Consider the following 22,121-nt stretch of genomic DNA (forward strand, 5'->3'; position numbering starts at 1 on the left):
CCTCGTTTAGCAACGATACTCCGCTCCGCTGGTTGAGACTGCAAAGTCGCGGAGCCCTTCATGGCACATCGAGACAAGACTTCCGTATCCCGCCGGCAGATCGTCCGCGCGGCGAGCGCGACGCTCGCTGCGGCTTCGCTGGCATCTTCAACAGCGAAAGGAAACACTGATATGGCCGAGCAGGACCTGGTCGATCCCGTCACCCGCTATCCGAAGCCACCATTCAAGAAGCAGTCACAGCCCTGGCCCGGCCTCGCCGGCAAGATGGAGCCGCGTCCCGATCACGGCGAGACCAGCTACAAGGGCTCCGGGCGGCTCGCCGGCCGCAAGGCGCTGATCACAGGCGGCGATTCCGGCATGGGCCGCGCGGCCGCGATCGCATATGCACGCGAAGGCGCCGATGTCGCCATCAACTATCTGCCCGCGGAAGAGCCCGACGCACAGGAGGTCATCGCCCTGATCAAGAAGGAGCGCCGTACCGGCCTTGCGCTTCCCGGCGACCTCAAGGAGGAAGCCTTCTGCAAGAAGCTGGTCGAGCAGGCTATGCTGGGCCTCGGCGGTATCGACATCATCGTCAACAACGCCGCTCGTCAACAGACGCGCACCTCCATCCTCGATGTCTCGTCGGAGGATTTCGACGCGACCATGAAAACCAACATCTACGCTCCGTTCTGGATCATCAAGGCAGCACTGCCGCATCTGAAGCCCGGCTCTTGCATCATCGGCACGACGTCCGAGCAGGCTTACGATCCCTCACCCGATCTCTACGATTACGCACAGACCAAGGCGGCGACCATGAACTACGTGAAGTCGCTGGCGAAGCAACTCGCCTCGAAGGGCATTCGGGTCAACGGCGTTGCGCCAGGGCCGATCTGGACGCCGCTCCAGGTTTCGGGCGGCGCTACGATGGAGAAGCTCGAGAAGTTTGGCGGCATGACGCCGCTCGGCCGCCCGGGCCAGCCCGCTGAGCTCGCCTCGATCTATGTCCAACTCGCCGCAGCGGATGCGAGCTACGCGACCGGCCAAGTCTATGGTTCCGCGGGCGGATCAGGACAGCCGTAATCGCTGAAAGAGAGCTCGGGAACCATCACCGGCTCCTGAGCTTTACAAAGCTGTCATAAAGAACATGTCGACAGCTTTGGACGCCTGCCCGGACCGATGGCGCTCGTAACAGTCAAACCTACACGGATCGATGTCGCGATCGCCGATGAGATCGCGGCTCAGACCGACTACGAGGTCGAGGACGCTTCCAAGGCCCTCACTTGGGGCGCGGACGAGCATGTGCTGCTCGCACTGGCGGCGGCAGGCTGGCTTTATGTCCAGGTCCGCAAGCCGCAGCAGGCCCCACTCGCAAATCACATCCTGACGGTCTCACTGGTGACGGCCGTACTACCGCATATCCTCAAATCCGCGTTCGACCAGACCAGACCCGACCGGCTGACAATCGTCGGCCACCGACATGGCGTTCCCGTCTCCGGGCGGGCACGCGATGCCTTTCCATCCGGTCATGCCGTCCACATGGGCGCCCTGGCGTCCGCAGCGGGTCTGCTGCCGCCAGCGCGGCGTCGCACCGTGCGTGCTATCGCGGTCGCACTTTCGCTGACGCGGATCGCGCTGCTTGCGCATTGGGCAAGCGACGTCGTTGCCGGTTTTGCGCTTGGCGCCTCGGTCGAGCGATTCTTGCGGCCTTGGACATTGGCGGGACGTCGCCGCGACTCGCGACGCCCTAGAATTGAAAGGGCGTGACCGAAACGGAGAGCTTGCCGTCTCCCGATTTCTGTACGGAAAACTCGATCTCTTTCGACGCCTTCACATCACCCACCGTGACTGAAATAGCGCCGCTGCATTGCAAGGTGCGCTTCTGATTGCTGCTGGAGGTCGTCACGATCTTCTCGCCGAGAAGGTAGAGCGGCTTGTTGTTCTCCAGGCTGACCTTGGCCGTGGAATTCCTGGCGGCGAATTCGACCAGCGGATTGCGATGATCGTCCGAAACGATATCGAGGATGGCCTTTCGCGTTTCCGGAGAATCGCATTCAGGCTTTGCGTCGCAGCTGGCTAAAAAAAGGAAGATCGGCACACTACAGAATAAGTGCAGTCGATTTGGAGAATGCTGCATTCAAATGCTCTACGCTAGTGAATACAGCTATCAACAACTGCGAGGAACCATCGTTCCTGCAACATTGTCGTCCTGGTGATTGAAGACGACGATGCGATCTAAGGCCTTGTCGAAGATCCAGAAACCCTTTGCGCCGGCGCAGCTTACGACTGCAGTCTCTCAGCCTCTTAACGGGTCCTCGGTGGCCGGTGCGAGCAGGGATTGAGGCAAGACATGACGCAAGCATCGATACTCCTTGTCGAAGATGAAGCGCTCATTCGAATGATGCTTGTCGAGATGGTTGAGGAATTGGGGCACAGAGTCATCGCCGAGGCGGGAAGCGTAGATAAAGCGCGAGCTCTTGCACAACGCTGTCCTACCGAATGGAGGCAACACTGGGAGAGTAGCGTAAATCGTTGGCGCCTTAATGGACGGCTTGCCGCCCAAGCCGCTCAGGGCGCAAGGTCTAGCATATGGCTCAGGCCGGGCCTCGTTCTGAACTGTCACGAGGCGCCTCAATGCCGCCAGCCGTCCTTGTCGACCTCCGCCTGAAAGCCTTCCGGCATCCGCGGCACGTCACCTTCGCCAGTCACGTTACAGACCGGGCAGGGTGCGCCGGCGCCGCCACAGGTGCAGGCGCGTGGGCCGTCCCAAGGGCGGTCCAAATGGTTCTCGCAAACCCAGCCGAGATCGTCACAGTTTTCGCACGTCGTGGTCGTGGCACCGGCGGCCACCGGCTCATCCTCGCTGGACATCAGGCGACTCCGCGCAAGGGCAGCGCTAGCTGCATGTCGAAGCGTGTTGTGGCGTTGGCAGCGATGAAGTCTTGCAGTGCAGAAGAGACCTCAACGTCGGTGTCGACTAGAGCCGACCAAATAAAGCTTCGGAACAGTTGTTCACTTTGGCACTTAGGAACATCGGCACGGCCGCGGTGATTCGATGCTCCAAATGATTTTGACATGGTGGGCTAGGTACTGCGCTGATTGCCGTCATCGTCACTGCGTTCGAGTGGCGCGCGTTGGTCGGGTATTGGCGCCTCATCGGGTATTGGCGCCTCAAGAGGCCGCCGCCCGCAAACATCTCAATTGATGCAAAGTAAAGGCCGCCTCAGTTGGCGGCCTCTTTTCAGAGCGTGTACTCATAAATTATTCGCGAACAGCGGCGCAGAGTCCGCTAAGGCCAACAGCGGACTCGTTCAGCGTCTGACTTGAACTTCACGGCATCGACTGGGATCCAGAAGTGAATGCACAGTGGGCGAAGCTGCCGGAGGCTTGTGATGAAGCCTTACGCCGCATTGCCGAGGTACCCATCTCCTTGGTCTAATGGCTCATGACTTTCATTCAGGGACTTGCCTTGAACAGTTTCCAGATAGGCGTTCATTTCGTCACGCTGGCGGCAGCGTTCGCGCTCGCCGTGCCGATTGGGTGGGACCGCGAAAAGCGGGCGCGCAGCGCGGGGCTTCGTACGTTTCCGCTGGTCGCGCTGGCTAGTTGCGGCTTCATCCAGGCCAGCGAACACCTCCTGGCGTCCTCGCCCGACGGGATGGCAAAGGTCATCGAAGGCCTAATCACCGGCATTGGCTTTATCGGCGGAGGCGCGATCCTCAAGCAGGGCAATATGGTACAGGGTACCGCGACCGCCGCGAGCCTGTGGGCCACCGGCGCGATCGGAGTCTCGGTCGGGCTCGGCAGCTACGATGTCGCGGTGACGATCGCGCTGTTCACCTTCCTGACGCTCCGGTTGTTAACCCTCGTCGAGGAAGAGGACGACCCTCAGTGACATGTTTAAATCAAGCAGCCGCCGCGAGAGCCGCAATAGGCTGTAGGTTCAGCACAGCCCTACGCGCTCAGACGGCCGCGACTACCCGTCGCGTCGCATGAAGGAAACGGTTAGCGGGCGCTGCGACGCCATCAATTGGATGACGCTCCTGTTTGCGCAATTCATCGACTAGACGTTCGAGGTACGGCGGCAGAGGCGAGGCTTCGAGAGATAAGTTCTGTTGCAATCTGTCACCCACCTCGTCACAGATCGACCGGGCAGTCTGATGATCGATGTGGTCCGATATGTTGCTGGTCGGTTCCATATCGCGACCTTTCGATTAGGCCCCACGATTAACTCAAGTTACTGGGATGCGAAAATGTTTCGCGCACCTTCAAAGAATGCCGATGGCTTCATTGAATGGAACGAAGACACTGTGCGTCAGGCCGATTGCCATTGTCAGCGCTGATGCGCGATACTTGCGGAGGACAAGACTTCTGAGGAGCTGCAAACCTCTTCGGGATGATATTGGCTGGTGAACTTAGGGGGCCTGGCACTTTCTCGCTCCGAACTTTGACCGAACCAGCCTAAACAGCAGGATTTTGATGGAAGAGTTCGGTATCGCAACTTTGGCGAACCCGATTGCCGGGCTTTCGCTTACCTTTCAATTTGCCCCGCATTCTCAGTCTGTCCCGATACTCTTCGAGTGGTCCAATGTTCACAGCACCTCCGCATGAACCTGAGCCACGCCACGATCCGTAATACCCAAGCTCCGCGCCGCGGCCAACGAAAGGTCGAGGACGCGACCGCGGACGAACGGACCGCGGTCATTGACTACGACGATGACGCTTCGGCTTCCGTGGGTGACGCGCAACTTGGTACCGAAGGGTAGGCGGCGGTGCGCTGCTGTTAGCCGATTACGATCAAACGATGAACCGTTCGCTGTCTTGCCTTTGGGATAAGAATAGTAAGAAGCCGTGCCGGAGAAGACTCGAGACTGAGCTACTGAACGATCTTTCGAGGGCTCTTCCGAAGTCTGAGGTTGCGTTTGCTGTGTGGTAGAAGGTTGCTTTTGCGTTTCGTCCTTCTTTGTCTGGTCGCTTCCTTCAGGAACTGGCTCCGCGTGAGCTCTTGGAATGATGGACCACCTGTCATCGAAGTTTTGTCCGACCGCATGAGTTGGGTAGATCGCCATCCAAGCCGGGATTGTTGCAATCGCGATCATTCTACAAAGGACTTGCATGATCGGCCTCACGCACAAATGAAACTGATGGACAATGCAAACTCGTCTGCCTGTGTTCCTGCACGCGCATCCACGTGCAGAACAAAGGTGAATGCATACCGATGGTTCGATGCGTGGTTCCAAGGGTGTTTAGACGCAGCGCAGCAAGCAGCCATCGCGCTGCGACGCATCACGCCGGAGAAGCTGTAAGAAGGCACGAATCATATTCTCCGGGGCCGTTGCGCCAGCCTCAGCGAGCAGCGTCGCGGCTCCCTTTAGCTTGAACAAGAAGGGCGCGTTGATCCTCTCGATATAGATCCGGCCATCCTGAACAGCCTCAACGTTGGCTGCGAGCTCGACAGGCTTGCGCGCGGCCGCTTCCGGATTTGCGTAGGGTCGTTCGTCGGCGTGCTTCATCGGCGTGTCCCGTTGGCCGCCTGCGCGGCGGTGATGTGTGCGCGGTGCTGGTAGCTCTCCGGCACACGCGCGCCAATCGACCCACAATTTGAGATAGGTCCGTCGAGTTACGAAAAGCAGTTTGTGGCAAGGCACATTTTGCTGTGCGACGTTACGAGTAACCCGTGCCGACTTTGGCGAAGGTCTGTCGGGCCCCGCTGACGTGATCCAAAGAGCCTCAGAATTTGATGACTGAGCGCAATCCGACAACGGTCGCATTCTTGAGATGCTTACCGGGTGACATCCCCAAAGGGTCAGTTGTGCCGCCGCCGGGATGACGGATGAACTGAACGTTGGGCTGTAGCGTTAGGCCGGCCTGCACTTCGTATTGGTAGACAGCGGTCAAGAGCTCCTCCGAGGTCCGCAGCGGCCATCGCGGGCCGTTGATCGACCGAAAGTCCCGATCAAGAGCCTGTGCGCGGGGCGACACGTGGGCGTAGGCGGCCGCGATCCCGAACTTGTCGTGCGGGCGCGCGTCCGACAACCCGATAAACTCGAGGCCACCGTCGGCATAGAGATCGATCGGATTGCGGTCCGGCGGTCCGTAGGAGGCGCGAGCGAATACGCCGATGCCGCGATCGTCATCGTTGCCGACGCGATAGAGCTTCTGCTCGAAGACCGCGTAGAGGCCGTAGTCGCCCGAGTGCCCCGCAGCCGTTCCCGAACTGGCGGGATCCGCGAGAGAAAGCCCCGCCGTATCGAAGCGCAAGTCTGTGAACCTGCCGAAATGCCGCCAGCCACCAAGCTTGAGCTTGCCGTCCAGGCCCGGGTCGCCCTTCTTCGCATTCCACTGCAGTTGGGCTTCGTAGAGAGCGAGGGGCGGATCGTTCACCCGGAAATTGACACCGTATCGATCGCGCAGCTGTGGATCATCGGTGCCGGGACCGGCCGCGTTGCCGTCGAATACGGCAGTCAAAAACGAGAGATTGTCGCCCAAATCTGCGCGCAGACGTGCACCCATGGCGGCGAGCGGCGGCGAGGGGCCTCCGCCGGGCAGATTGAGAGAGAGACCGGCCGGCCAGCCGAGAGAGGCGTTCGTGAAGACGTCTGTGTACTTCGACGTCATGAATTCCGTATCGGCGGCGAGCTGTCCGGCCCTGAGAGCGATCTTCTCGCCCCATTTCTTTTCGAACCAGGCTTCGTAGAGGCGGGTCGTCGGCAGCGCCTCGATACCGCTGACGTCCAAGAAGTTGAACAGCGCACCGCGGGACAAGCCCCCGCCGTCGATCTGAAAAACGTTGGCGTGAAAGGTGACCTGCTTCAGGCCGACCAATTTCTCGAAATCGGCATCGACCGCGAAGTTGATGCGGTGCTCATAGACCGCACTCTGCTTCGCACCCCCGGAAGGGTTGCCCAGGATCTCACCGATATAGGTGACGGCAAACCTGACGCCCTGCTTCTCGAAAGGGTTCGGCAACAAACCCAGGGTCGTCTCCTGCACCGTGCTTTCGCCCGTGTCCGGATCGGCGGGCTTGAGGTCGTCGGTTTTCTTGTCCTCTTGAGCGACGGCGCTGCCGCAAACGATCAACACGGAAAGCAGTATCACCCAGCTTCGCATGCTACGGATCCTAACATTCCCGGCATGATGCAGGTTTTACGAGTGGTTACAACTTGGCCGCCCGAGCCAAGGCGACCGTTATGTTCAAAACTGCACATGGCGAACCAATAGGCCTGCCAGAACGTTGTCAGTTCCAACATCGGATCGATGGACCCGGAGGGAGCGACAAGGTGTCAACGAGGCGAAAAGCCGGCAAGAAGCCGATCGAAAATGAGGATCAGGACAGCTTCTTGCAGCGCCTGGGGCCGGGCCTGATCACCGGCGCTTCAGACGACGATCCTTCCGGTATAGGCACTTACAGCCAAGCCGGCGCTCAGCTCGGATTTGGCATCGGCTGGACGATGCTGATTACCTATCCGTTGATGGCTGCAATCCAGGAGATCTCGGGACGCATCGGCCGGGTCACGGGCCATGGCATTGCCGGCAACGTCTGCCGAAATTTTCCCGCGCCCGTCATCTGGTCCCTGATCGTACTGCTTTTCGTTGCCAACACGATCAACGTCGCCGCCGACCTTGGGGCGATGGGCGATGCCCTCAAGCTCCTGATCGGCGGTCCGGGAACGCTTTACGTCGTGGTCTTCGGCGCGGTCTCGGTGATCGCGCAGGTCTTCTTCAAGTATGAGCGCTACGTCTCCATTCTGAAGTGGCTGACGCTTGTGCTGTTCGCCTACGTAATCGCTCTTTTTCTCGCAAAGGTGCCGTGGTCCGAGGCCCTGAAAGGATTACTGGTCCCGAAGATCCAATGGAGCGCGGCCTTTCTGACGACGCTGGTCGCGATCCTCGGGACGACGATCTCGCCCTATCTGTTCATCTGGCAGTCCTCCCAAGAGGCGGAGGAGCAGCGGATTGATCCCGACAAGGAACCGCTTAAACGGGAGCCGCATAAGGAGGACGAGGAAGTTAAACGGATCCGGGTCGATACCCTTGTCGGAATGGCAGTGTCGAACATCATCGCCGTCGCGATCATCATGACGACGGCTGCCACGTTGCACGCGTCCGGCAAGACCGACATCGTGTCCTCCGCCCAGGCTGCAGAAGCTTTGAGGCCTGTCGCGGGTGCGCTGGCCGAGCTGATCTTCGCGCTCGGGATCATCGGGACGGGTCTTCTTGCGATTCCGGTGTTGGCCGGCTCGACCGCTTACGCGATCGGCGAAGGGCGCAAATGGCCCGTCGGATTGTCGCGAAAGCCGAAGGAAGCTATTGCGTTCTACAGCGTGCTTGCACTCTCGGTCGCGCTCGGCGTTGCCCTCAACTTCACCGCGCTCGACCCGATCAAGGCGCTCTATTGGAGCGCCGTCATCAACGGTGTGCTGGCCGCGCCGATCATGACCGTCATGATGCTGCTTGTGCGCCGTAAGTCCATAATGGGCGATCTTGTGGTCCGGGGGCCAGTCTACTGGCTAGGCTGGATCGCCACCGCAACCATGTTTTTGTGTATTGTTGGCATGGCTTGCTCGATAGGGAGCTAATCGGGTTCGCGCAAGGGTGCGGCCACTGCGTCGAGAGTGGCGACAGTTCGGGAGCGGAAACTGCCGGCACACCCTCTGTCCTTCCACACGGGAGGGGTCATACGAGAACAGCACCTTCCGAACGTGAAAGGTTTGCCTGTTCAAGCGGCCCGGCTGCCGAGCGATGAATAGCGGGTCGGGGCTTGGGACTGGCCTACATTTCCATTTCCACAGGTGGCGGTCTCATTTTCTTGGGTCGACGGCCTGCTCAATCCCGCCGCTGCAGTTGAAGCTCCATGAGAGCGATCCGTTGCAACGTTGACGGGTTGCGTTCTCCCGTACCTGCTGTCCGTAGAATTGATTCCGCAATGAGATTGACGTGGCCGGAGTGCACAGGCTCCGGCAGCGTTGCCACAGCGGCCTTTAGGGCCGATGTCATGGCCTCAATCACTTCGGGCGAAAACGACGCGTTGGCGAAATTGTGCATCTGTCCAATTGGGTTTGGTGCGGTCCACCAACGTCGGGACAATTCGGTAGTTCCCTATCGGAAAACGAACCGTTATGACAAAGGTCGCTCTGCTAAGCAGAACCATTTTGGCCGCGGGAGCTTCCTAATCCGGCGGATTAGCTCACCCCGGAAACGTCATGCCTTCGCGTCGCACGCCTGCCTCTTCAATCTCGACGGAAACGAGACAAACAACGACCGACAGCTCGACACCACCGCCGAAAGGGCAGCTACCAATTAAGCTTAAGCGTCAGCTCGCAACGGCGACCGAGCAGGAAGCATCAAGAGCATCAGCGAGTCGAGCGGCGGTTCTGGGGTCAAGGCGGAACAGCTTTATAGCCTTTGCGACACGGGTCGTAGGCGGCCTCACTGCTAAACTTAGGCCTTAGGCTCGTCCGGAAAATCGAAGCTGAGAAAAATGAGGGCGACCGCTCCGACGATCAAGAGCAACGACGCACAGAAGCGCCGCGATTCCGTAGGACTTAGGTCTCCGTTGGAAAGAACGAAGCCGACGCGCCGAGTATGATGGCACGCCGGCGTCGCCATGCTGAATCCGGACAGGGCAACTCGTCCGGTGATGACAGCGTAATCGGGCAACCGACGAGCGCAATCGAAGGCCGAAATTAAGCTTGAGCGGTAGGGTAAACGAGGGAGGAACAGCCCGACGAGCATGCTTGGAAGGCGCGTGCCCAGAGGAAGAAGCCGATGACCTGTTCGACTAACTTTCATGTCAAGACGCGAGGATCGGACTAGATTACAAACGTCGTGCCAAGATTGAGGACCATCTTTACCATCCACTGACCCTTGATCGTAAAGGTCATGGAGCTCGGGTTTGGTATCTCGAAATTAAAAAAAGCTTCCGCCCTTATTAAACGCCGCGCCCGACAAGCATCAGGAAAAAATGACACGTTTTGCGTGACGTCACCGCGGTCGCCCTTGACGTTCCTTGACGTCCTTCAATGACCATGGACCGCTGATGTGCGCACAAGTTGCGAATCTAGTTGGAAGTCCGTGTCCGAAACACCGCTTCCAGAGATTGGTCCGGAGCAACATAAATGTGCTGCGATATTAGCTACTCTGCTGCCAATCTTAAGCGATATCGACGCGGTGCCCGACGACGTCCGTACCCTCAGCACGTGCGCAGCAATAAACCAGTCGTCCGCCTTTGTGTCAGCTGCCACGGCCTCCCGCTGTAACTGAAACCTCTCGCCAGCGACTGGAGATTAACCGTCCTGACGTCATACCCATGTGAAGAGGTTCACACGACGTAAAACGACATCCTCGGCTCGCGTACCTCCGGCGCATGAGCGCGGTTGCGACCAGCCTTTCTTTCGTCGAAATTCGGGCACTAGTTTTGCTTTTTGGAAAATGGAGAATTCAAAGTGGCTATGGGGACGGTAAAGTGGTTCAATCCGACAAAGGGTTATGGATTTATTCAACCGGACAACGGCGGCAAGGATGTGTTTGTCCACATCTCCGCGGTTGAGAAGGCTGGTTTTACTTCGCTGGCAGAGGGGGCGAAGGTTAGCTTCGACGTCGTGAACAATCGCGGAAAGGACTCGGCGGAAAATCTGCGCGTCGGGTGAGCCTGCCAAACCGCGACGCGACGGTTCCAAGTTCGCCGCTTGGGTCTATCGTCGAATATCCTCTGATTTCCTCGTCGGCCATCCTGCGTTGGTTCGCTGGGTGAGTCGAATGATGAGCGAGGAGGAGGCGGATCGCTATCGAGTCGAAGCCGAGGAATGCCGCCGCTTGGCCGAAAGGGCAATTAAACAGCCGGACAAGGAGCCTGGTTGAGGCTTGCAACTGATTGGATGAAGCTGGCCGAAGGCGCCAGCTTGGGCGATGAGCGTAAGAAGTGAGGCTTGTTGCTCAGCGCGTCTATTTGCCAAGCATTCGTCAATGCGAAAAGGCCGCAGCGGAGAACCACTGCGGCCAGCCGGGTTAAAATTTGTAAGTGAAATATGGGATCCAGCCCGGCAGAATGGTAGCCTATCGCGACTCTGCCGGGGGCAATGTCAGCAATGTCACACTCTGGAAATGTTTGCGTACGTCGGCTTCACTGACTGAGGTGGGACTCGCCGGGGCTGGCGAAGGCGAGCCCTCAACCCCAAGGCCGCGAAAGCTCCGGCTGCCTTGACGGACGCAGTAGTCTGCACCTGATCGGCGCAGATGCGAGCGTTAAAACAATATCGAAATTTGGCGGCTCCCTCAACGAAGCCAGCGTCAATTTACCGCTGATGCCCCAGGCCGATACCCAACACGATCGCCTTCTGAGGTAGCGCGCCCTCGGTTCGCTTGGTCATCTTGGCGATTGACGACCGGCGTCCGAGCCTTGGAGTGCGCCTTCAAATCTTTGATGTCTTCCTTCGTCTACTCGCGGCGAACAGTCTTCTTTGTCTTCTTGGCCACTCGGCGCTCCTTCAATGTTTGATGTCGCGGTCTAACAACCTGGCGCGCGCATCCACACGTCCCGCTCCTCATCGGTGGTCAGGATCACCGGCATCGCTTTCGGATGGATCGGCTCGACCACCGCGTTCGGCGATGTCGTCAGAAATCCATAGACCTCATGCGGTCCCGGCACCGGCTGCGACTTCGTGCCGCGATCACCCCTGAATGGCGTCCATATGGCCGCGAAGGCGAACAGCAGACGCTGCTCATTCAGTACGAACCAGACCACATCCTTTTACGCTGATGCCGCAAGCCCAAGTCTTTTGGCGATTAGCATACGCTTCGGCTGTTAGCCGCTCCGCCCGTGGTCTCGGTTGCCTTAGTGCGTTGACATAAATCAATGGTCGTTGGGCGATCCCGCCGCTTGCTACAACCCCACCGACGACCATTTGGATCGACTACTCACACGCGAGCGGTCGGCGGAGCGGGACGGCTCCGACGCTCGCCCCCTAAATCCCGCGTCGGAGCCCGTCTCGTCTTTGTGTGAGATTACCAATGCTGCAGATCACAGGAGATCGAAATGGAGCAGATTTTGATAAACCTTGTTGCAGGAGCGCTTGGCGGCGCTGGCGCAGGCAAGTCATCGCCGACATTTGATCTTGGGACCGCTGGTAACATCATTTCTGGTCTGGTCGGAGGCGGGGTTCTCGGGCAGGTCGTGACGTTGTTAATGCCATCGGTCGTAGCCGCAGCCCAGTCGGGTAATCTGACTGTCGGCGGCGTTATCTCGCAAGTAGTTGCCGGTGGCGCTGGCGGAGCCATACTCACTGCGCTCATTGGTGCAATCAAGAACAAAGCTGCTGCCTGACGGTCAGTGTCCCGGATTGCGGTGGTGGCGGATGCCCCAGCGCATCATGCTCAACTTGCGCCCGGTGTCGGTGTTGCGGATCACCGGAGCCGGATAATCTGGAAACACGCCCGGCATCGGCGCAAGGTTGCCGACATAGCGGTTGACGAGGCGAAATAGGTTGATGATCACGGCTTGGTTGGTCGTGATGCTGTAGAGGTTGCACATCAGGTGCCGATGATCGCTATTCCGCAGCAGGTTCAGCGAGTGCAAGGGTGAGGAAGGTGTCGGCAATATCGCGTCGATAAAGCCACTTCGCGCCCCCGTCCTGCCAATCGCTGGTGAGCCAGCCGTACGAGCCTGTCACACTGCTGAGGCCAGTCGGCATGATCAATGCTCTGTTTGGGTCTGTTCGATCATAGGTCGAGACATCGTTCATGCCGTCGACGTAAGGCACGGTAAACATCTCTAGAGGCGCTTCCAGCTTGCGTTCCCGGCGAAGCTCGAATTTGTCGAGGGGGACGCGGACCAACTCCAAATCGTGCAAGAGAAGGTCGAGGTCGGACACGGGGAAAACCCTTACGACATCATCTTGCATTTTCGCTGTTCGCGATCACGTAGCGCTCGGACCACGGCATATATTCCGCCGATGAAGGCCGCAGATAGCAGTGCTAGATTGTTTGCATGTAAATCAGGCGTGCCGCTCGCGAGGCGCTCTCGCTCCTCATCTTCGAGTGCTCGCGAAAGAACGTCGATGCGTCCCATGTCCTGCACTTTCTTGGAAGCCATCGTGCCGATCATAGCGCTTTCGACCCTGTACGACGCGGTGGTCCACTTGTTGGCAAACGACGGATAATTGGCATTCGCCATCGCAAAGGCCGCTTGGAGGAGTTGAGATACGCTCATCTGCATCGTTTATCGTTCTCCCGGCCACCACGTTGACGGTGGATTAATCGCGCTGATCTTCGTCGCCCGCAGCGCCACCAGATGGCTGCGCTTGTACGGATAGCCCCGAACCTGCGAGCAATCCTTGCAGCGCATGTACCGCTCCAACTCATGGACCGGCGTTGCCTTCGGTCGCCGCACGATGTCGAGGGCGACCGTCTGGTTGGTGTCGCAGCCAAGGCAACGCACTTCGAGGTAGCGGTAACCGGCATTGAGCGCATCGCCGAGCGTGGGCGACGGTTGCGCTGGCCCCTGGAAACCGAGCATGCGCGCGTTCCACGCCGCGACGGCGAGCCGATCGGCCTGCTTGCGCGCTTCCGCCGCCTGCTCGGCCGCTGCCCGGACTGACGCGCCGTAGATGGTTTCTCGTGACTTGGTGCCCATGGGTGGAGCATCGCCCGGAGGTCCGGCATTCCGCAAGTCGCTACCGCTTGCGGTGGATAGCGCTCCGGGCACAACCGGACGGTCAAGGGGCAGCCCGACACGGAAAAGGCGGTGCGAAAGCGGGACCGGGTTTTAACGGGTATTCGCGGTGCCAAGCTCTATGAGACCATCCGCCGCGAGACCCTGCGGGTGCAGACCCCAGACGCGGGCGGATGCCCGCAAGCGCATTGAGCGACAGGAGCAAGCAATGCGATTTCATGGACTGACCATAGACGAAGAACGACAATTCGATGACCTCAGGCTGAAGCTGAAAAGGGCGCGCGAGGCGGCGATCGGCCCCGCTGCCGCCTACGATGCGGCGCTCGCCGAAATGCGCGAGTTTGTTGAGAACGCCCACTTCAAGGCTGAGGAGTTCCTCGGCGAAAGATACAGGGTGAGCGATGTGACGGTGCGGACCACCGACCATAAGGTGGCCGTCCAGAAATACGAAAGCGCATGGTACGAGCCCACGAATGGTAATCTGCTCGCCACCAACTTCGTGGCGGTTACGCAGGCGCACATCGACTTGATCGAGGACTTGCCGGTGAAGCCATGATCCCGCAAGCCTTGAAGGCGGCTCGCCATCACTCGATCTTATCCCGCGCGAAGCGAATTTGGTACCTATCCGCAACGCAATTCCGAAAACGCGGGGTCCAAATATATTGAAAGGGTGCCGTTGCGCGGTCCCCCCATCCGCCTATGCCCTTCAAAGGACCCCAGCTCCAGAAATCTCAGGAGATGTCTCTAGCGGCGGGCCGCGGCGGGCATCATGTCTTCACCGCGATGTACTGCGATGCGATGTCAGCTTTTGAGGCAGAAGCAGACACGTGCTGATCAACCCGGCGTTTCGCCTTTTGACCCGCAACGGACACCTGACAGCCATCGCCCGAAGTCACCTTATGAACCTAAAACCGACATGCACCTTCAATAGAGCGCATTGCAGAGAGCTTAAGTCACGCAGCAGTTAGGGCTGCGAATGAGCAGTCAAAACGGTATCGAAAGCCGCTTTGCTGGTAATCCAAAGTTGGCTCGCACTTAAGCTCGCTACCAATCACGTATGTAATAATGACCGAACCAAAGCCCGGCTTTCTCGGTGGCTCGACAGAAGGGCCGTCGATCTCCACCCAATCCAGAAAGAATTGATCGTTCGTAATGCCCCACGCGATTTCAACGCGACCAGTTGGCACAGAAAGAGCGCCATACTTGGCGGCGTTCGTCGCTAGTTCATGAACTACCAGTGCAAGCGTTTGCGCCTTCTTGGCGGGAACCGAGATCGCAGGTCCCCGCACGTTGATGCGCTCGCCGTGGGATTGAAGCTCTGCGGTGACGATGTTCCTCAGGTGGACGCTTTCGGCTGACTCCTCGGTCAATGTGCTGTAAGTGTTTGATAAAGCGCCGAGGCGTCCGATGAAGACCTCGCGGGCCTCGTCAAGCGTACGCTCGCCGCTTAGTGAGCGTCGCGCGATGGACTGGATAACTTGGAGGAGATTTTTCCCGCGATGCGCTAGCTCCCGCATGAGCAGAGTCTGACGTTGCTCGTGGTCATGCAATGCTCTGGCTGCCACGCTGCGTTCAACATGACGACCCGCAAGCTCTGCGCACAGGTCCAGCCCAGCAAGTTCGCGGTCGTCTGGCTCATGCTCTTCAAGCCAATAGACAGAAATCATCGCGAGCACATTGCCAGCTTTGTCCAGAATGGGAGTGGAGACGGCCCCCACCGCACCGTACGAGCGGAGAGCAGCAGCGATTTCGGTGAAATCACGATCTTTACGAAGGTCACGAACAGCTACACGGGCGCGGCGATTTAGTGCAACCGCACAAACGGAACAGTCTTTAAGAGTAACAATAGCAAACTGGTCGAGAATGCTCGGACCGAATCCTATCTGGCCGATCATTTCCAGTTGGCCGTCAGCATTCAGCAACTGCACCGAGCCGAGACTGGCATCAACCAACAGCGCTGCCGTCCTCAGCACATCCATGAGACCTTCAGACAACGTTGAGGCCTCACCAAGCCGAAGGCCCAGACCATGAATTTGCCTGAGGTCTTCAATTTCGGCCGTTAGCTGCTGTTCGGTCTCGGAGAGATAGGGCGACTCCAAGGCGAGGGACATTTCGGCGCTCCGCGTTACAGGCGAGAGTCAGATGTCTCTCAGCCATCGACCCCTTGCAGGCATAAGAGCCAACGCCGATGACGATCCCATAATGCAACAAGCGCCCCCAAGGGGTCAAAGGCATTATTGCTCTGCAAAACGTTCAAAACGTCCTTTTGGGCCTCTGGCTGACTCGTTTGCGCCCTGGTCGAATTTCGATCTCCCCTAATTTTTTATTGGAACAATCGCAACTGTTCCCGCTCCGGAACGTTGATCGACGGGCAGCGAGAGCACCGCCATACGTCAGAGCGTCGCAGAGTTAAGCAGGTCCGGTCGCTTGAAGAACGCTTAGCCGAAGAAGCCCGACGCCTTCGCGAAGAGGCCGAACTACTACCTCACGGCCCTGTACGCGACGCAACCCTTCGCAGGGCTCGCCAAGCCGAGACCGGTTCTCACATGAGCGAATGGCTGAGGTCTCCGAGCTTGCAGGCGCCCGACTAGGCGCGGCATAGCAGGGGCTGCCGTATCAAGTCCGACTGGACTCATTCATTGCGGTCACCCCGGGCCCAGTGGCGGCCGTGAAGCTATTTGACGACCTGTCAGCGGACTACCAGGCCAGGTCTCAGTCCACGACATGGCAACGAGATCAAAATCGAAGCGCTGAGGCAGGCGGTCCAAGACAATTTCCCGTAGGACACCGGGACATAGCAACCTTATGCGCTCGCCCGTGTCTAACCTAAATGAACCCTCCTACTAAGCCAGATCTGGAAGCCAGGCTCGTTCGGTATCGAGAGCTGACGCATCAGTATTTCGACCCCGTCTCGGTCGAGAACATGCGTCTCGCGATGGCAGAGCTGGAGCAGCAAATTCGCGACTACAAAGAATAAGCAGCCTGAGCTGGCACGAAGTGCTTAGACAGCCGGGGGAGGACGAAGCACCGTAGTTCATCTCTAGATTGTGGAGGTGGACCATGATCGAACGGCTGATGCAGGCGGCCATCGTGGCGACCGGTGCTTTGAACGCAGCACTTATGGTCTGGCTGATCCTATCGTTTTAATCCGCTAGCAACCAATCGCAAATGGGAACATTGTTCTGGCATCACCGACCTAGACCATCAGGCCTTCGAGGCCCATGCGGCAGGCTGCGCCGAACAGGTCAGGGCCAATGGCGCCTGCTTTGAACGGCGCGACGAACATGCCGTCAGGCCGGCCGGCAGCAGCCGCGCCAGATTGGCCTTCCGCTTCGTCAATGGCAGCTGGCGCAGGTCCTCGCCGCCAAGCGCGAGGATGTCGAGCGCATAGAGCTGCACCTCGTGATCGTGCTTATGCGAGCGCAGGGCGTTGAAGTCCAATGCGCCGTCGACGCCGAGCACCACGGGCCTCGCCGTCGATGACGAATTGCTGCTCGCGATTCTTTAGCGCTGCCTCGACGATCCAGGGGAAACGCCTGGTCCAGTCGCGGCCGTTGCGGGTGAAGAGCCGCCCGGTCTTGCCGCTGCGCTCGACGCGCAGGCGATAACCGTCATATTTGATTTCGTGGATCCAGTCGGGGCCGGTCGGCACCACCTTGGCGGCCGTGAGCAGACAGAACTCAAACGCTTTCGACATAGTCGAGAGATAGGCGCGGTTTCATGGATTGCGAATCCGTAGTGGCGGCGGGTGTAAAAAAAACACGCGCAGCGTGCTGTTCGCCGGAGGCTACGAAACCGGATGGACTGGATCGCTTATATGGTTGTCGGGCTGTTGCTGCTCTTTGTGGCAGGTAAGTTGTCTTGGAAATGGCTCAACCGAGGGATCTGGCGGAGCTAACGTTTCGGAACGACGTCAGTGCCGCCATCCGTCCTTGTCGACCTCCACTTGAAATCCTTTCGGCATGCGCGGCACTTCACCTCGCCAGCAACGTTACAGGCCGGGCAGGGGGCACCAGCGCCGTCACAGGTGCAGGCACGCGGGCCATCCCATGGGCGGTCCGGATGGTTCTCGCAAACCCAGCCTAGATCGTCACAGTTGACGCACGTCGCGGTCATTGCGCCTGCGGCCAAAGGCTTTTTCTCGCTGGGCATCAGACGATCCCGCGCAATGGTAGCATTAGCTGCATGTCGAAGCGCCTTGTGGCATTGGCGGCGATGAAGTCTTGCAGAGCAGACGAGACCTCAGCGTCGGTGTCGGCTGCGCGCTGGGCCAGCGCGTCGGCGACCTCGGAAGTCGCATCCCGCGACCAACCCTCGATGGCATTGAAGGATACAATTCGGACCGGATAGGCGTACTGGTCTGACAGGAGATTTTGCAGGACGGTCTCGAGGTCGGCGTCAGCCTCATCCGTCTCGCGCCAGGCGCGGCCGGCGCGCGCGCGGAAGTCTTCGAGCACCAGATAGATGTCGCGGTCGAGGCGGTCAGCGGGCACGATCGACGGCGAGGAACGCATACGCGACTCCGATACGACAAGGCGGAGAGACGGCCCCGGCTGCAGGGGGGCAAGGGGGTAGGCCGGGGCCGCTCCGCCAGCTCTGGCAGCAAGCCAGCGACGACTCTAATATTTGTCTTCCCTTGTGGTTCCTTGAACCAGTCGACTCGAGAAAAAGGTACCGGCCCGCTTCCGGGAAACTTCGGTAGTGGGCGCCGGTGACCCCTGCACGCCTGCCAGCAGCCCAGGGCGCCGCGCTTGTTGTCCTTCCCATCAGCACGATTCACAAATGTTGTTGACTGGACCGAGGTGATCGGGAAAACTATGCAAAACCGGGGAGGCTGGAACATTTCATTTCGAAAAATTTGAAACCCGGAAGAGAGGGCCGCTGTATCGAAGCAGCGGCCCTTTGCTGTGTGCCTCGGCGATTAGGTTCCTGCCAGTTCAGTTGTGTGCACTATTGGACAGAACTCGACGGGCTGTGCGTACGTTAATATGTCATCACAAAACGGACCGTGGCTTTTATCTGTGATGAGATCGCCCATCACAGCGCTCCCGCCTTCCTCTCAATGGAAAGGAGCGCGCCATGTTCAAGCGGCGGCGTTTCAAGCAACAGGTAACCCTTCAAGATCGGCTGGCAGCCTGGTCAAAGAAGGTCGAAGAGCAAGCCGCCAAGCTTCCACCAGGTCCGGAGCGAGAGGCCCTTATCAAAAAGGCCCGCCAAGCCGACGTGGCAAACCATCTGGACGATTGGGTCAAATCCCCCGGCCTTCAGTCGCCCAAGTGAAGACAGTGATTCAAGACCGTCAAGTCGAGGACTACGCGTTCCGCGCTCGCGTTTGCCTTGTCATCGCCGCCGTGGGCTTAGTGATCTTCCTCGCTGGGCTGCTCATGAGCGTTGTTTGAGCTAGATCAAACTATGCCCACTTCAAGGGCAGACCATCCGGCGATGCCGGAGCCCAACCAACCAACTAATGGTAAGGACGCCAAGCCGTCGAGCTTGGATGAGGCTCGCCGCATCATCGAGGAATATGCGGCAGCGCTTCGAGAGATCATCCGCAAGCTCGCACGCAAGATGAACTAAGGCCGCCTCAGTTGGCGGCCTGTTTCAGCTAAGCCGTGAACCCACAATCTGAAGAAGACCGCAATCAGGGTTGAAGCTGCACGAATGGCTTGGGCCAACTCGCAATAATTGCGCAAAGATTCATTCCCAGAAAATGGATCAATTGAAAATGCCTAGCGAAGAAAACGATAGCGAGGGGTCCAAAGCGACCAGAAACGCTGCGCATCGATACGGCGGCTTCACGGCAAACATGCAGGCGTACCAAGCAAAGCTTCTTGAGATAGCTCAGGCCAACGTGCAATTTGCTTTTGATCTCGGCCTGAGACTTGGGACGATCAGGTCACCAGCTGAATTTTTCGCCGTCATTACGGAGTTTACACACAGACGGGTCGATATGTTCTGGCACCATTCGAAAGAATTGGCGGCATATCCGTTCTTGCGCATCAAGCCGCCCCGAGAGCTCACAGCTCTGCCGGGAGGATAACTGCAAGCCGTACACCGCTGCGGCAAAGGATGGACGCAAACGCGGATCACGCACGCGCCGATCATGGTTGCTTGCTTTCGGCTGGGGAGTGCGGCTCACAACGAGGGAGCGGAATCAGCAACCCTTAGCGGGCTCGGTGCGAGGGACCCGCGATCAGGAATGTAGGTGGACACCATGTCCACAACTGAAGCCGTTCTGCTGATGGTTTTGGCGGGACCTGTTGTCTGATTCTCGGCAACATCGCGTTCAGGTGACAGCGGAGCGAAAGAATCAGCCTATCGGCGTCTTTGCCGATTGCGACGGAGTGCCGCCGCGCCTTGCGTGGTCCTGTTTCACGGAAACGGCAGCATGATTCAGGATCTCGTCCTAAGCGGTTTGGTCGACCGCCTGGCCCACAAGTATCGCGTCGTTTGCTTCGACCGGCCAGGTTTGGCTATAGCGACCGTCCGCGCACGCGCATCTGGACCCCCACAACACAAGCTTCCTTGTTCGCGAAAGCTCTTGATCGGCTTGGAGTGCGCAATCCCGTGGGCTCGGCCACTCCTAGGGAACGCTGGTGGCAATCGCTGGCGCTGCGAAGCGGTTATGCCGTGTGCTTGTTTCCGGCTACTATTTTCCAACCTCTCGGACGAACTTTTGGCTCATGTCAGGTCCGACACTGCCGCTGGTCGGGTGCGGGTTTGGAAAGCGTGAATGGCTCTGTTGGCCAGCATGAGAGGACGATATTCCCCGAGCGTCATTTGGGTAATGATGCTTTCGAGCAGGAAGTTTGCGGTCGCGTCGGGTCGGATGATCTCTCCGGACTTTACGAGAAAGCCCCAAGCTATATTAAAGGATTGCTCGACGACGCTTGACATAAACATGACCAGAAAACGCCGTCATCCCCGCGGCGTTCCTATGTCGGCGGGCTGAGCCGGGTGACTGCGCCCAATCGACAAGGCGGTTGGCGACCTCTGATGAGCGTCGCATCTTTTCTCCGGGCCAGGCGGAGGTACGGGCAGCTTGCTTCATGGACGCTAGGGGCTAAAGCGCCAATCGGTCTTGCAGCGTCGTCCGCCGCTTAAATCGCCGTCTTTTCTTCATGGCACCCCGTGCTGGCGCACCGTATCGATTCGCTGGAATCTCTAATGGTGCTCTGCCGTAGGCCAGAGGTCGCGCGCGAGCTTGTGGTCACAGAACTCCTTTGGCCAGACTAACTGGCCTTCCGCGATCGTTAACATTGTTGAATCGCATCGCGCGAAAAGTCGGCTATAGTAGCGTTTTCCCTCCGGGGGTAAGTCATGTTCGATACGGCAACCACCGCGCTTTTGCGCGCGGTCCTCGATGAAGTCTGTGAGAGCGTTTCGCACCGCGAGATCGGAGCGCGCACCCACGTCGCCTCGAAAATTCTAGAGGCTGCTACCAGAGGCGAGGTCTCTCCCGAAGAGCTCAGGCAGGTCGGCCGGGACGCCCTCTCGCACGCGCCTACGATGTGGCGCTGATCGAGCGGGGCCGGCGTGAATTTCCAGGTGACGGTGCTGAAGATTCTGGTGAGCTATCCGGACGGCTTCGCCGTGATGGAGGATATCAAACGGGACATGGTCCTCCTGGCGACCAGCGGCCGTGATTGGGCGGACCGGACCCGGCGGCTGGAAGATCACCGCAAAGGGGCGTGCCGTACTGGAATTTATGGAATCCCGCCCAGCCGTACCCGAACCGGTCCCAGCACGTCTGGTCGAGGAGGTTGCGGAAGCGGTAGTCCTGCCGGCTGCCGTTCCCCCGCTGCGACAGCCCGCCGATCGTGCCAAGCGGCGTCGCGAAAAGCGCGAACGTCGTCGCGAGGCACATGAACGGTCTCGGGCGAACGCCTCCTGAAAAGAAATTGCCGCCAGCCAGGCCCGGCGGCTTGGATAGTCCCGGACTGTCGATTGCCTTCAGGCCCCAAGCGCACAGCCGTTACCTCGTTTGCGGCCATGCTTATCCGCTTTACCGAACGCGTTCCGATTTCATCTGGCCGCTGACTTGTGCACCGCGTCCCACAGGGGAGGGGGCGATAGGAGCGCGGAAGCCGAAACCGCGCGGTATCGCCAACCTAGGCTTCGAGCCAGAAGAGCTTCGCCGCTTGCTCTCGCTGAAGAGCGAACTCGAGCGGCTGCTGTCGCAACGCCGTTACGATCGGCCAAGAAGGATTGTCAGTGGTTGAAGTGGCGGCACCGGGCCGACCTGCATCGCAGCGTCGCCGGACAGTCAGATCCTCGTTAGACCCGTTCATCGGGACAAGCCTCACAGGTCTTCGCGAAGGCCCTTGAAGAACGGGTGGTGCACCTTCCCCTCTGCCGACTTTGCGCGGTACTCGATCTCCGCGAGCAGCTTCGGGTCGACCCAGATGCCCTTGTGCGAGATCCGCTTGGCGTAGGGCTGCGTTTCCCGGCTGAGCGGCTTCAGTCGCTTCTG

Annotated in this window: 23 protein-coding genes and 6 pseudogenes; 13 read left to right on the plus strand and 16 right to left on the minus strand. The window is 59.0% G+C overall.

Annotated elements, in window-relative coordinates:
• The first annotated feature begins 171 nt into the window (after positions 1 to 171).
• On the plus strand, positions 172 to 1,062 hold the full coding sequence (locus JQ627_RS34230; protein WP_212488750.1) for an SDR family oxidoreductase: 891 nt from the start codon (positions 172 to 174) through the stop codon (positions 1,060 to 1,062).
• 96 nt (positions 1,063 to 1,158) lie between these two features.
• Entirely contained in the window at positions 1,159 to 1,746 is a 588-nt protein-coding gene (locus tag JQ627_RS34235; RefSeq protein WP_212488751.1) for a phosphatase PAP2 family protein, read from the plus strand.
• Here JQ627_RS34235 and JQ627_RS34240 read toward each other — a convergent pair.
• Positions 1,727 to 2,116: a hypothetical protein gene (locus JQ627_RS34240; protein ID WP_212488752.1), complete on the minus strand. Its 390-nt coding sequence runs from the start codon at positions 2,114 to 2,116 to the stop codon at positions 1,727 to 1,729. The two genes, JQ627_RS34235 and JQ627_RS34240, sit on opposite strands and share 20 nt — an antisense overlap.
• A 213-nt stretch (positions 2,117 to 2,329) precedes the next feature.
• Here JQ627_RS34240 and JQ627_RS39350 point away from each other — a divergent pair.
• Positions 2,330 to 2,461 (plus strand): annotated as a pseudogene (locus JQ627_RS39350) (response regulator); the annotation flags it as partial.
• Between the two features lie 149 nt (positions 2,462 to 2,610).
• On the opposite strand, the gene JQ627_RS34245 reads toward JQ627_RS39350, so the two are convergent.
• Positions 2,611 to 2,850, minus strand: a complete 240-nt coding sequence (locus JQ627_RS34245) for a hypothetical protein (RefSeq protein ID WP_212488753.1) — start codon at positions 2,848 to 2,850, stop codon at positions 2,611 to 2,613.
• 598 nt (positions 2,851 to 3,448) lie between these two features.
• Here JQ627_RS34245 and JQ627_RS34250 point away from each other — a divergent pair.
• Positions 3,449 to 3,874, plus strand: coding sequence for an MgtC/SapB family protein (locus JQ627_RS34250; protein ID WP_212488754.1), 426 nt, complete (start codon positions 3,449 to 3,451; stop codon positions 3,872 to 3,874).
• A gap of 697 nt (positions 3,875 to 4,571) precedes the next feature.
• Here JQ627_RS34250 and JQ627_RS39865 read toward each other — a convergent pair.
• The 3 genes from JQ627_RS39865 to JQ627_RS34265 all read right to left on the minus strand — a co-directional run bounded on the left by JQ627_RS39865 (position 4,572) and on the right by JQ627_RS34265 (position 7,089).
• The gene (locus tag JQ627_RS39865) at positions 4,572 to 5,096 is read right to left on the minus strand and encodes a septal ring lytic transglycosylase RlpA family protein (RefSeq protein ID WP_409363834.1); all 525 of its coding nucleotides are present in this window, start codon (positions 5,094 to 5,096) and stop codon (positions 4,572 to 4,574) included.
• A gap of 129 nt (positions 5,097 to 5,225) precedes the next feature.
• Positions 5,226 to 5,492 carry a hypothetical protein gene (locus tag JQ627_RS34260; protein WP_212488775.1) on the minus strand — a complete coding sequence of 89 codons (267 nt, stop codon included), beginning with the start codon at positions 5,490 to 5,492 and terminating at the stop codon, positions 5,226 to 5,228.
• A 217-nt stretch (positions 5,493 to 5,709) separates the two neighbouring features.
• Complete coding sequence (locus tag JQ627_RS34265; RefSeq protein ID WP_212488755.1) at positions 5,710 to 7,089, minus strand: carbohydrate porin; 1,380 nt, start codon at positions 7,087 to 7,089, stop codon at positions 5,710 to 5,712.
• Between the two features lie 170 nt (positions 7,090 to 7,259).
• On the opposite strand from JQ627_RS34265, the gene JQ627_RS34270 reads away from it, so the two are divergent.
• Positions 7,260 to 8,558: an Nramp family divalent metal transporter gene (locus JQ627_RS34270; RefSeq protein ID WP_312015837.1), complete on the plus strand. Its 1,299-nt coding sequence runs from the start codon at positions 7,260 to 7,262 to the stop codon at positions 8,556 to 8,558.
• A 1,866-nt stretch (positions 8,559 to 10,424) separates the two neighbouring features.
• Complete coding sequence (locus tag JQ627_RS34275; RefSeq protein WP_212488757.1) at positions 10,425 to 10,628, plus strand: cold-shock protein; 204 nt, start codon at positions 10,425 to 10,427, stop codon at positions 10,626 to 10,628.
• Between the two features lie 645 nt (positions 10,629 to 11,273).
• On the opposite strand, the pseudogene JQ627_RS39370 reads toward JQ627_RS34275, so the two are convergent.
• Positions 11,274 to 11,454 (minus strand): annotated as a pseudogene (locus JQ627_RS39370) (hypothetical protein).
• A gap of 40 nt (positions 11,455 to 11,494) precedes the next feature.
• Positions 11,495 to 11,728, minus strand: a pseudogene (locus tag JQ627_RS34280) (SOS response-associated peptidase family protein); the annotation flags it as partial.
• A 285-nt stretch (positions 11,729 to 12,013) separates the two neighbouring features.
• On the opposite strand from JQ627_RS34280, the gene JQ627_RS34285 reads away from it, so the two are divergent.
• The gene (locus JQ627_RS34285) at positions 12,014 to 12,301 is read left to right on the plus strand and encodes a hypothetical protein (RefSeq protein ID WP_212488758.1); all 288 of its coding nucleotides are present in this window, start codon (positions 12,014 to 12,016) and stop codon (positions 12,299 to 12,301) included.
• A 30-nt stretch (positions 12,302 to 12,331) separates the two neighbouring features.
• Here JQ627_RS34285 and JQ627_RS34290 read toward each other — a convergent pair.
• The 4 genes and pseudogenes from JQ627_RS34290 to JQ627_RS34305 form a co-directional block, all read right to left on the minus strand.
• Positions 12,332 to 12,508 (minus strand): annotated as a pseudogene (locus tag JQ627_RS34290) (SOS response-associated peptidase); the annotation flags it as partial.
• A 16-nt stretch (positions 12,509 to 12,524) separates the two neighbouring features.
• Complete coding sequence (locus tag JQ627_RS34295) at positions 12,525 to 12,848, minus strand: hypothetical protein (RefSeq protein ID WP_212488759.1); 324 nt, start codon at positions 12,846 to 12,848, stop codon at positions 12,525 to 12,527.
• An 11-nt stretch (positions 12,849 to 12,859) separates the two neighbouring features.
• Positions 12,860 to 13,192, minus strand: coding sequence for a hypothetical protein (locus JQ627_RS34300; RefSeq protein WP_212488760.1), 333 nt, complete (start codon positions 13,190 to 13,192; stop codon positions 12,860 to 12,862).
• Positions 13,193 to 13,195: 3 nt separating this feature from the next.
• Positions 13,196 to 13,609, minus strand: a complete 414-nt coding sequence (locus JQ627_RS34305; protein ID WP_212488761.1) for a hypothetical protein — start codon at positions 13,607 to 13,609, stop codon at positions 13,196 to 13,198.
• A gap of 247 nt (positions 13,610 to 13,856) precedes the next feature.
• Here JQ627_RS34305 and JQ627_RS34310 point away from each other — a divergent pair, with 247 nt between their 5' ends.
• Positions 13,857 to 14,204, plus strand: a complete 348-nt coding sequence (locus JQ627_RS34310; RefSeq protein WP_212488762.1) for a hypothetical protein — start codon at positions 13,857 to 13,859, stop codon at positions 14,202 to 14,204.
• A 397-nt stretch (positions 14,205 to 14,601) separates the two neighbouring features.
• Here the strand turns inward: JQ627_RS34310 and JQ627_RS34315 are convergent, their stop codons facing one another.
• Positions 14,602 to 15,759, minus strand: a complete 1,158-nt coding sequence (locus tag JQ627_RS34315; RefSeq protein ID WP_212488763.1) for a sensor histidine kinase — start codon at positions 15,757 to 15,759, stop codon at positions 14,602 to 14,604.
• 252 nt (positions 15,760 to 16,011) lie between these two features.
• On the opposite strand from JQ627_RS34315, the gene JQ627_RS39375 reads away from it, so the two are divergent.
• Positions 16,012 to 16,239, plus strand: coding sequence for a hypothetical protein (locus JQ627_RS39375; protein WP_312015842.1), 228 nt, complete (start codon positions 16,012 to 16,014; stop codon positions 16,237 to 16,239).
• Positions 16,240 to 16,852: 613 nt separating this feature from the next.
• Here the strand turns inward: JQ627_RS39375 and JQ627_RS39730 are convergent.
• From JQ627_RS39730 to JQ627_RS34325, 3 genes are all read right to left on the minus strand, one after another.
• Positions 16,853 to 17,110 (minus strand): hypothetical protein, encoded by a 258-nt coding sequence (locus JQ627_RS39730; RefSeq protein WP_312015838.1) that lies wholly within the window; start codon positions 17,108 to 17,110, stop codon positions 16,853 to 16,855.
• Positions 17,061 to 17,345 carry a hypothetical protein gene (locus JQ627_RS39735; RefSeq protein ID WP_312015839.1) on the minus strand — a complete coding sequence of 95 codons (285 nt, stop codon included), beginning with the start codon at positions 17,343 to 17,345 and terminating at the stop codon, positions 17,061 to 17,063. The genes JQ627_RS39730 and JQ627_RS39735 overlap by 50 nt, the downstream gene beginning before the upstream one ends.
• Before the next feature lie 454 nt (positions 17,346 to 17,799).
• Positions 17,800 to 18,162 carry a hypothetical protein gene (locus tag JQ627_RS34325; RefSeq protein ID WP_212488764.1) on the minus strand — a complete coding sequence of 121 codons (363 nt, stop codon included), beginning with the start codon at positions 18,160 to 18,162 and terminating at the stop codon, positions 17,800 to 17,802.
• 565 nt (positions 18,163 to 18,727) lie between these two features.
• Between JQ627_RS34325 and JQ627_RS34330 the strand changes: the two genes are divergently transcribed.
• The 4 genes and pseudogenes from JQ627_RS34330 (at position 18,728) to JQ627_RS39390 (ending at position 21,542) form a co-directional block, all read left to right on the plus strand.
• Complete coding sequence (locus JQ627_RS34330; protein ID WP_212488765.1) at positions 18,728 to 18,928, plus strand: hypothetical protein; 201 nt, start codon at positions 18,728 to 18,730, stop codon at positions 18,926 to 18,928.
• A 367-nt stretch (positions 18,929 to 19,295) separates the two neighbouring features.
• Complete coding sequence (locus tag JQ627_RS39380; RefSeq protein WP_249143630.1) at positions 19,296 to 19,688, plus strand: phasin family protein; 393 nt, start codon at positions 19,296 to 19,298, stop codon at positions 19,686 to 19,688.
• Between the two features lie 1,280 nt (positions 19,689 to 20,968).
• A complete protein-coding gene (locus tag JQ627_RS39385; protein ID WP_246558310.1) occupies positions 20,969 to 21,169 on the plus strand; it encodes a hypothetical protein in 201 nt (66 codons plus the stop codon).
• A gap of 15 nt (positions 21,170 to 21,184) precedes the next feature.
• Positions 21,185 to 21,542, plus strand: a pseudogene (locus JQ627_RS39390) (hypothetical protein).
• A gap of 408 nt (positions 21,543 to 21,950) precedes the next feature.
• Here JQ627_RS39390 and JQ627_RS34340 read toward each other — a convergent pair.
• A pseudogene (locus tag JQ627_RS34340) lies at positions 21,951 to 22,121 on the minus strand (DNA ligase); the annotation flags it as partial.

The organism is Bradyrhizobium liaoningense, assembly GCF_018130785.1.
Taxonomy (GTDB): Bacteria; Pseudomonadota; Alphaproteobacteria; order Rhizobiales; family Xanthobacteraceae; genus Bradyrhizobium; species Bradyrhizobium liaoningense_A.